Annotated in this window: 7 protein-coding genes (1 of these 7 cut by a window edge); 3 read left to right on the top strand and 4 right to left on the bottom strand. The window is 39.1% G+C overall.

Translation table 11 applies throughout. The features are described from left to right. Nucleotides 1-64: 64 nt before the first annotated feature. Nucleotides 65-1,738, top strand: a complete 1,674-nt coding sequence (locus tag LEP1GSC062_RS05240; protein ID WP_010577192.1) for a P83/100 family protein — start codon at nucleotides 65-67, stop codon at nucleotides 1,736-1,738. A gap of 200 nt (nucleotides 1,739-1,938) precedes the next feature. On the opposite strand, the gene LEP1GSC062_RS24570 is transcribed toward LEP1GSC062_RS05240, so the two are convergent. From LEP1GSC062_RS24570 to LEP1GSC062_RS05225, 3 genes are all read right to left on the bottom strand, one after another. Beyond that, entirely contained in the window at nucleotides 1,939-2,247 is a 309-nt protein-coding gene (locus LEP1GSC062_RS24570) for a hypothetical protein (protein ID WP_020983656.1), read from the bottom strand. Nucleotides 2,248-2,388: 141 nt separating this feature from the next. Then, nucleotides 2,389-2,772 carry a transposase gene (locus LEP1GSC062_RS05230; RefSeq protein ID WP_010577190.1) on the bottom strand — a complete coding sequence of 128 codons (384 nt, stop codon included), beginning with the start codon at nucleotides 2,770-2,772 and terminating at the stop codon, nucleotides 2,389-2,391. 497 nt (nucleotides 2,773-3,269) lie between these two features. Beyond that, the gene (locus LEP1GSC062_RS05225; protein ID WP_020983663.1) at nucleotides 3,270-4,532 is read right to left on the bottom strand and encodes an esterase/lipase family protein; all 1,263 of its coding nucleotides are present in this window, start codon (nucleotides 4,530-4,532) and stop codon (nucleotides 3,270-3,272) included. 133 nt (nucleotides 4,533-4,665) lie between these two features. On the opposite strand from LEP1GSC062_RS05225, the gene LEP1GSC062_RS05220 reads away from it, so the two are divergent. Continuing rightward, nucleotides 4,666-6,369 carry a B12-binding domain-containing radical SAM protein gene (locus LEP1GSC062_RS05220; RefSeq protein ID WP_010577189.1) on the top strand — a complete coding sequence of 568 codons (1,704 nt, stop codon included), beginning with the start codon at nucleotides 4,666-4,668 and terminating at the stop codon, nucleotides 6,367-6,369. A gap of 602 nt (nucleotides 6,370-6,971) precedes the next feature. Next, nucleotides 6,972-8,072: a fatty acid desaturase gene (locus tag LEP1GSC062_RS05210; protein WP_010577188.1), complete on the top strand. Its 1,101-nt coding sequence runs from the start codon at nucleotides 6,972-6,974 to the stop codon at nucleotides 8,070-8,072. Nucleotides 8,073-8,182: 110 nt separating this feature from the next. Here LEP1GSC062_RS05210 and LEP1GSC062_RS05205 read toward each other — a convergent pair whose 3' ends face one another. Further along, a protein-coding gene (locus tag LEP1GSC062_RS05205; protein WP_020983612.1) for a hybrid sensor histidine kinase/response regulator crosses the window boundary here: on the bottom strand, nucleotides 8,183-10,000 show its 3' portion. 648 nt of this gene lie beyond the right edge of the window; the window shows 1,818 of its 2,466 coding nt (coding positions 649-2,466); its start codon lies off the right edge, out of view; the stop codon is at nucleotides 8,183-8,185.

Raw genomic sequence — 10,000 nt, 5'->3', positions numbered from 1 at the left:
GAGAATAATATATTCTCCGATCAAACGAGTCTTTCACTTCGGGAAATAAAAGGAGAATTTTAGAATGTTCAGAATCTGGTTCATGTTTGTATGTTTTGGTTTTTCTTTATCGTTATTTTCTCAGGATAATTCCAAGCTCGGAGAAAAGGAAATTCGATCTTCTCAGAGAGTTCGGTTTATCAATCGATCTTCTGCGCGAGCCGGTGAGGAAGTGCGAGGAACAAACGAGAAAGTAGGCTTAGGTCTTGCGGACATTCTGAAAAAAGAACCCGATAAAACTCATACACAAGGCGGAATTAGCGTAACCAGAATCGCTCCCGAGGAAAAGAAATTCGGAGCGGACGTTTTTGCGATTTCAGAAGATTCCGATTACGGACATGTCAATTCGATTCAAAGAATCCTAGCCGGATTCGTGAAATCTAATTTCGGTTATGATGACAAAAATTCCGACATTCTCGCCACTTATATTTTATATTACAATGCCATTCATAGAAAAGATAAGAGTTATATCGGAAGGAAATATTCCAATTCTGTAATTAAGTTTGTAAACCCGAACTCCATCGGAATTTCCAGACGTTATTCCGAATGGCCAGGAAAAACTCAGATTTTGATTCCTCTTGTCGAAGACGTTCTCGGTAAGGACGTTCATACGGACGAATTGGAAGACGAGGTCAATAAGGAGTTGGATAAGAAGAAGGAAGGGCAGTCCGAAAAGGATAAGTTCGGCGATCTTCAGAACGAAAAAAACAAGAAAGAATTAGAAGAAGTAAAGCGCAGAAAAGAAGAGAACCAGAACAAACAAAAAGAAATTTCCGATAGGGAAATAAAAACCGATAAGGAACTCCAAGAGCTCAATAAAGATCCTGTAAAAAATAAAACTCAGATCGCAGAAAAGAAAAAAGAAAAAGAGCAGATTCAGAAAGAAAAGGAATCCGCTCAGAAAGAAGAGCAAAAGTTAAAAGAAAAGGAAAAAGAAGTCGTTAAAAAAGACGAAGAAAGGAAGAATAATAAGACCGATCCTTCTACTTCTTCCAGTTCTTCAAGCTCCTCTAAATCCGATTCTAAGAGCAATTCCGGTGATAATAAATCCGGAAGTGATAATCAATCTTCTAACAAGAAATCGGAGGCGGAGTTAAAGAAAGAGCTCGCGGAAACTAAGAAGGAATTAGAAATCAAAAAGGAAGAGGAAAAGAAAAAAGAAGAATTCGATAAAAACGTGGTCGGAGGAAAAATTCTTTTCTTAAAAACTCTGAAATACCTGGATAAAGGACATTATAATAACGAGCTCCAAGTTTTAGATCCCACCAAAGACGACACGATTTTTAGAGGAGACTTCAACAAGATCTGCGGTAGGACTTTCGAGATCGTGGATGGAAAAGCTTTGGTCATAGGCTTTGAAGACGGCCACTCTTCCAATCATAAGTTGATTTTGATCGATCAGGAAACTTTGAAACCGACTCTTTCGTCGTCGGACAATATTTTCTGGAGATCTCCTATGATCGTAAAAGGTGATGAGATCTACGCTTTTGAAGAAGTTGAGGAAAAATATTATCTTTCGCGTTTCGGCAAGGATCTGAAAAAACAAGCCAAGTCTTCGGAAGAGATCAGCCCGAATTCGAACGTCACTTTCTACGGTGAAAAAATTTATGTCACCGGTAAGGAAGAAAGTTCAGGCAACATTCAAATTACCGTTTTTAACAAAGCGGATCTGAAACTGATTAAGAAGATCAAACCGTAATTCCGACCTGTCGAGCGCCAATAGATTACTGATCTCTACATAAAGGAGTACCGCCAATTTTAGTTTAGCACAAATCCCCGTTTAGATGTAGAATTTTGGACACTCTATTATGTAGGGATGAGTAAAGAAGAATAACAGGATTCAACTTTTTGAATCATCTTTTCTGTAAACTGAGTATCCGATTGTCCGGTCTCAACACATTATGAAATGATCATGTTTGATTTATAATCGACCGCCGCCTGCGCATTGTAACCTACGATAAAGCCGCTTCTTCTTTTTTGTAGATCGCAATTTCTCTCATAGAGATGAACCCGACGACGGTCTTTGTGCTTTTTTAAGAATTTTACAGCTTCCTTGAGCTTGTCTGTTTTCCGTTCGAATTCTTTTCTCTTGTTTTGTATTTTAGAATGTTCCAAATCTGCGGACGCTTCCCATTCTTTGAATTTTCTTTTACTCACTTTTTCGATTTGTTTAAGTCTGGTTTCGAATTTTTTTACTACTGGACGCATGAATAAAATACTATGATAAACTATTTCGAAAATTAGAATGTTGGAATCTTCCTCTAAAAAGTCGAGATTTCCCGATTTGACTTAATTTTTGAGAACCGTTGTACTTTTGCAAAACCGACCGTTTATTTTCGAGTATCATTTTCATGCGTCCGAGTAGTAAGTCTCCAATATCGTCAGGATTTGCGTTCGCTTTGATCTTCGTTCCGTCGATGGAAATCGTTTCAAAGCCGATAAAACCACTTTAAGATAGATCAACTCGGCTCTGAGTTTCGATAACCTACACAGTTCTCTCATCGAGAGATTTCCGATTAATATCGAATAGAAAAGTGCTGAAATTACTTTCTTAGGTGATATTGCAGGTCGACCTGTTTCATCGTTTTGGTAATTCTTTTCAAAATTCTCAAAATCTAAACGATCTATAACTTTCTTAAATCCGTGGATCGGATGTCCCTCTCCGATCAATTCCTGAAAATCTAAAACATGCATCCTAAGTTGATTCGGGTCCGTGTTATTGAACTTTGCCATTATGCAAATCTAACTGCTTCACAAATTTTGCATCTCTTTTTCAACAGGCTCCTCCGAGCCAAACACGGGGAAACTCAGGCACAACGCTTCCTAAATTGCGATCCGTAGAGAGCAATTTATTGAATTCCGATTATTGTTTATCGGAATAATAATGTCTCAACTCCCTGCGGGTCGCTCGAAGAAAACTCAGCAAACACCTTCCTATGGGTCGGTGTTTAGGGCGCGAAAGGTATAACTCAGGCACAACGCTTCCTGAACTCAGCAAACACCTTCCTATGGGTCGGTGTTTAGGGCGCGTTGTGGGTTTCACAGAGGATTTGTCGTACTTCCGACGAATTTTATCTTCAGGTCCAAATACTTATGTGGGTTCTTACGGGATACAAGTTTAAAACTTATTGGTGAAACTTCGTATTCATTCACAAATGTCTTTTATTTTCCAGAAGTTCCCCTTCCGAAGGAGATGAATTTCTCCCCACTTCCTCATTGCCTTTTTCGATTTAAAATCGATCGGTCAAAACTCTACGAAGAATTTTATGAGTTTCCGGATGTGTTATCACCTGATAATGAGAAGTTTCAAGCAAGCAATTAACCCGGGATTCAGGATCGGATTTTTTTCGATATACCCTGTCGCTTAACAAAGTAAGGCTCGGCTTTTCAACGATTCCGTCGCCGATCCATGAGGACCATTTGGATTCTTCTTTTGTTACTAGACTGTATATCTGAGTTGCATTCACTTTGTCCAACTCTTTGAAATACAAATCGTTTACGTACCTCTTGATTTGATTATTTTGAACCCAATCTTCTTCTCGGATAATTCCGTGAGAAAGATCTTTGATTGCATCGCTTCTTTGATTTCCGATAAAACCTAAGATATTAACTGGAAGGATAGGTAATGACTCCGCTCCAAGTCCGAGCCAAAAACCAATTTTTTCGATATACGATCCTCCGTCGGGAGAATTGATCACAAGTGCGTGACGAATTCTATCTGAAAAGGACGAATTTTTTTGTCTAGCCTGATACAAGGCGCTTCTGAAAATCAAACCGCCCTGACTATAAGATATAACGTCTAACGTGTCTCCTTTTACTTCGGGGGAATTCAAAAGCGTCTCCACAAGATTCAACATCAGCTTTGCGTTTGTGGAAAGATGAATCCCTGGATTGAAACGAAGATAGATCGGGTAATAACCGCATTCTTTCATCGTATCGGAAATGGGAACTTCTCCTTTTGCGTTCCAAAGCCCTTCGTCGCAGAAAAGTCCCGGAATACAAAGGATCAAACGCGGGAGTTTCGACTTTTTCCAATCCATTAGGATTTCTTGAACTCCCACGTCCTTTCCCTCAAGCCGAAAAGACGCCTGAATATGGGAAGTAGTCACGAGTCCCGCGAAGGATTCTCCTACTATACTGGAAACGGGGATGTTTTCAAAAAAAATTCGTTTAACAACTACGTCCGCTTTTTCAAGAGCGTCTAACGTTGTGTGCATCGCCTTTGCCGTGGAACTTAAAGCCCGAGTCAATTCTTGTTCCGTTTTTTCACTCGCGTTTTTGAGAGATTCCACGGATTTGGAAAAAAATTCCGCAAGACTCGTATTCTGAACCAAAGGAATTCCGGAAAGCTGCGACAACTGTTTGGATGACCAATCGAAGGATTGGGTAAGTATCGAACGAACGCTTTCTAAAGTCCCTACCGAAGTATCTTTTGCGAACTGAACTAGCGATTTACTCAAGTCCATACCCGGTTGTGTGGGTTTATAAGGCATGCCGGAACTCCTTTTATTGCTTGCGAAGTATAACTCGGAAATCCTTTAGGGTCAACGGATAAAATTCGATTCGTCCGTTTCCGATTGGGACGAAGAGGCTTGATCTTGTGATTCTTTTTGTTTCTATGGTGACATGCGGCTTTTACTCATTCAACCGCCAGTGGAAGATTTTTACGATACCGATATCCGATTGCAACCGATTGGGCTTTGTTATCTCAAAGGAGCTGTACAAAAATTTTTGCCAAACGTAGAAGTCATCATCCGCGATTTTCATAGAGGACTGGGAGACAAACTTGCGGGAAGAAGAACGGTTCCGATTCCGAGTGAGCTCAAATACTTAAAGGAATACTATCCAGTTCCGGATAAAGGTCCATTCTCCACATTTTTTGAATACTTTCATTTTGGAGCACCTTACGAAGACATAGCAAACGAAGTAAAATCTCTGGCACCTGATCTTGTGGGTATTTCCTCTTTGTTTTCCCCTTATTACAGAGAGGCTTTGAAAACGGCAGAAGCCGTGAAGAAAGTATTAGACGTTCCCGTTTTAATGGGAGGTTCTCATGTATCCGCTTGTCCGGAACTAATGCTCTCGAATCCGAACGTGGATTTTATCATTCGAGGAGAAGGTGAGAAACCGATCTGCGATTTTTTGAGGGAATTTCAAGCACATAAACGTTATGCGATCGTTGATTCTCTCGGATGGAAAGAAAATGGAACTCTTCGTTTAAATCCGATCGGGGATAATTTTCCGATTCAAGAACTCCCGCCTCCTGACGTATCTTCCTTATTGAAAGAACATTATCTTTTCGAAGGAAAGCCGATACGTTTTGTTATCACTTCCAGAAGTTGTCCGCATCGTTGCAGTTTTTGTTCGGTTCACACGACCTTTGGAACCAAGTATAGAAGAAATACGGTTGAGAATGTGTTAAGCGAAATCAAAGAATCTTATGAACTTGGTTACCGGGTATTCGATTTCGAAGACGACAATTTAACTTTCTTCCGTCCCGAAATGAAGAAACTCTGTGAAGAATTGATCCGAGCCTTTCCTAAAAAGGACGTTCGGTTCGTCGCAATGAACGGAATCTCTTATATCAGTTTGGATAGTGAACTTCTTCGTTTGATGAAGGATGCGGGATTTACGAATCTGAACCTTGCCTTGGTCAGTTCCGATAAACTCGTTAGAGAGACTACGAAAAGACCGCATACGATCGAAAAGTATCTTCAAATCGTTCGGGAGAGTTTCGAACTTGGATTTCAAATCACTTCATATCAAATCCTCGGACTTCCGATGGAAACTTTGGAGTCTATGATTCAAACGCTTCGGTTTAACGCGGCCCAACCCGTTTTGATGGGTGCTTCGCTTTTTTATCTTACTCCGAATTCTCCGATTGCTTCGGATTTTCCGGAAAGAAGCGAATCCGACGTTTTTCTTTCGAGATTAACTTCGATGGCGATTCTTTCCGAACATTTTGAAAGAGAGGATATTTATTCCCTTTTTATTGTTACTCGCATTCTAAATTTTCTGAAAAGCGTTTCTGTTTCCAAAGGAAATACCGTTTCCTTAAATGAGGCTTTGAGAATATTAGAAAAATGCGGAATAAGATCCTTGATCGGAGTGAGACTTTTTGAAAAGTTACTCGAAGAGAAAAAGTTATACGCTTCCACGAGCCAAGATTGGATACTTTTGGAAAAATTCCGTTACGAAGTTTTTGAAAAAGTTTTTTCCGGCTTGGACGGGATTTGCACCCTTTCCGGCGGAAAAATCGATCTGCAAGATTTAAATCAGCTTTTGCCTTTGTGTAATACAAATTCCGAACTGAGTCCGAGTTCGTATTAAAACGGAGAGATTCGATTTGTTACCGATTGTGTTTTTCTTTCCCATTTCGGAGATGGTTCGTTTGGTTTATTAGGAATTCATAAAGCAGTTTAAAACCCGGATTGGAAAGGGACTAAATTCGGTTTAAAAAAACATGGCGTCTTTTCGGTTCGAATATTACTGATCCCTACATAATTGAATACCTTGAATTTTGAGATAAATCTCTGTTTTACTACTCGGACGCATGAATAAAATACTGTGATAAACTATTTCGAAAATTAGAATGTTGGAATCTTCCTCTAAAAAGTCGAGATTTCCCGATTTGACTTAATTTTTGAGAACCGTTGTATTTTTGCAAAACCGACCGCTTATTTTCGAGTATCATTTTCATGCGTCCGAGTAGTAAAACAGAATTCTAAGTACTATATTATATAGCTCTGAGTAATGAGTCAGTGGATCGGATTTCACTGGTATGATATAAAAAAGAACCGGAAAAAAGTTTCTGATTTTTGGAAACTAGGATAGAATTTTACGTAGGTAGAAACCCGGTTTATAAACGGAAATGGTTAACTTTGAGAGCGAGTTAGATAAGCCCAAAATTCTAGGATGACGTAAGATAACTTATGAATTCACAATGGAAAACTCGAAACAAACCCTACGAAGTTTTTTCGGAAAAGGAAAAAACTGGAAAGATCATTCAGTGGATTCGATTTTGGGACAATCGAATTCGGAATCGATTTCCATACTTATCGAAATATCAGGATCAAATCGGTTTAAGTATCACGATCGGTTCTGCATCTGGTATGATTCTTTTCGCTGTACTTTATATAACAAATCTAATTCCCTTTTGGCTTTGTATTGTTCTCAACGCGATTCTTGCATCCTTTTTGCACGAGATAGAACACGATCTCATCCATAATCTTTACTACAAGGGAAGAGTAAAAGTTCAGAATTTGATGTTCTGGGTGGTTTGGCTTTTTAGAGCCAACACGGTCAATCCTTGGTTTCGAAGAGAAATCCACCTTTTACATCATAAGTTGTCCGGAAACAAAGAGGACGTGGAAGAAAGAATGATCGGTAATGGAGTACCTTTCGGTTTAAAAAGAGTTTTAATCATGATCGACGGAAACTTAGCATTGATTTTACAGGGAAGAAAAGTTGCAAAAGACGCGTATCTCCAGCTTAGAAAAATCAAGGTTCCGAGAACTATAGGACCTTATCGGGAAATTTTCTTTCTGCTCTGGTATTCCTTTTTATCCATAAACGCATTCCATATTTTGAATCTATTATTCGGAAATCCGATTTTGGAGCCTTCGTTTTTGGAAACGAATCGATCGATTTTGAACTCGGCTGCTGTCGTTTATTTGATCCCGAATTGGATTCGTCAAACTTCGATCCAAGTTGTTTCTTCAAATATGCACTACTACGGAAATATTCCGAACGTTTATCACCAAACCCAAGTTTTAAATTCTTGGCTGGTTTTTCCGTTCCATCTTTTTTGCTTCAATTTCGGAGCGACTCATGGAATCCATCACTTTGTTGTAAATCAGCCGTTTTATCTTAGACAATGGGCCGCATTTTACGTCCTTTCCGCGATGAAACGTTATGGAATTCGGTTTAACGATTTTCAAAGTATGTGGAAAGCAAATTCTGAACGTCTTTCGGAAGAAAACGGAATCTATTTTTCCAAAATAACAAACTCTCCGGTTTCTAATTCAAAATAATCGATGTTATTCACCGTTGCAAAATTAGTGTTTGTCTCACTTTATAAGGATGAACGAAACGGGATATGAGCGTAAGGAACAAAAGATTACGGTTTGTGGAAAGGCTTTTATTATTTCCAATGAGAGATTTTTACATGATCGGACCAGAAATCCAAGGTCTTTTTGAGAAGAGGCAAATCTAAAGGTTTGGTCAGGTAATCGTTCATACCTTTAGAAATGTATACTTCCTTGTTACTTTCGATCACGTCTGCGGTTAGGGCGATGATAATTGGAAATCCCGTGTTTTGTTTTTGTGAACGAATCCATTTCGTAGCTTCAATTCCGTCCACCTCGGGCATATGAATATCCATAAGGATCATATCGAAAACATTCAATTGCATTTTTTCGATCACTTCTCTGCCATTGTGAACAACGACCGGATCGTAACCTAATTTTTTAAGCGCTCTTTCGATTAAAAGACAATTGGTTTCGTTGTCCTCTGCTACGAGAATTCTCATACTTTTAGAAGTCGCATTCGAATAAGCGCTTTCCAAGTCCTTCGTTTTTTCTGCTTCGAGAATCTTTTCGATTTCCGATTCGGAGGGTATACCATAAGTAATTGCGAATGTAAACTTGGAGCCATAACCTTCCTTACTTTCCAAGTTCAAAGTTCCGCCTTGGAGTTCCACAAGTTGTTTCGTGATACTGAGACCCAAACCGGAACCTCCGAATTTTCTCGCAGTGGATGTGTCGCTTTGCGAAAATGCGTCGAATACTTGTTTTTGTTTTTCTAAAGGAATTCCGATACCGGAATCTGAAACTGTGAACTCTATCGAAATTTTATCTTTCGAAATATTTTTTTGGGACACGTTCAGAACTACTTCTCCGTGATTGGTGAATTTAATTCCGTTGCCGGTAAGATTCCATAAAATTTGTCGAAGCCTGAGTTGGTCTCCGTAAACATATTCTTGAATTTCGAATTTACCTTCCAGGCGAAGACCTATTCGTTTTTGTTTTGCAAGAGGATGTAAAAGATCGTGTATCTCGTTCAAAACGGAACGAATCGAAAATACTTCCTTATCCAGGGAAATTTTTCCGGCTTCGATTTTGGAAAAGTCGAGAATATCGTTGATAATCTGTAACAATGATTTGGCGGAAACGGAAAGAATTTGAATGTATTCCTTCTGTTCGTCGTTAAGTTTTGTAGTTCCTAGAAGCTGAACCATTCCCAACACTCCGTTCATGGGAGTTCGGATCTCGTGACTCATATTTGCAAGAAAACTACTTTTTACTTTGGAGGCTTTTTCTGCGATTTCCTTTGCTTGAATCAGTTCCCATTCGGTTTCTCTTCTTTGTTGGATTTCTTTTTTGAGAAGAATGATGTTTTTATGAATCTCGGATTGTAAACCCTCCTTGAGCTTAAATTCCAGTTCCTTTATTCTTTGAACGAGCATGATGGAAAAAAGAACGGATTGGGAAACGAAGGCTAACTTTAAGAGATGAAGAGAAAGATAATTGATCGAAATCGCGCCCGTGGTACTTAAATTCGCAAGAATTCCGGCGATGGGAAATACCATATGGATCAGCAGAAATTTTTTTGCGGGCTTAAAACCGTCCCTGATCCTCACGATACAAAAATAAACAATGATTAAGTTGATAATCAACCCCAGATAATATGAGAACTGATTCAGTTGGATCGGATAAAAAATCGAAAGCGGAATCAGAAGAAGATTGGAGACGACATAGATGGCCGTTACAATTTTGGCTTCTTTATCCTTTTTTTCCGGGTACAAAAATTCCAGAGAAAATAAAAACAAGAACAAGGTGGAGGCATAAATAAAAACCAAAGCGAAAGAAAGATAATATTGTCCGTATGCCGGTTTAAACAGTGGTAAAGTCAAACCGTCCCAAGACGTCAGATAGGCTGTGGAAAATAAAATCATAATAAA

This window comes from Leptospira alexanderi serovar Manhao 3 str. L 60, assembly GCF_000243815.2.
Taxonomy (GTDB): Bacteria; Spirochaetota; Leptospiria; order Leptospirales; family Leptospiraceae; genus Leptospira; species Leptospira alexanderi.
This window is presented reverse-complemented; position numbering and strand designations above follow the sequence as displayed.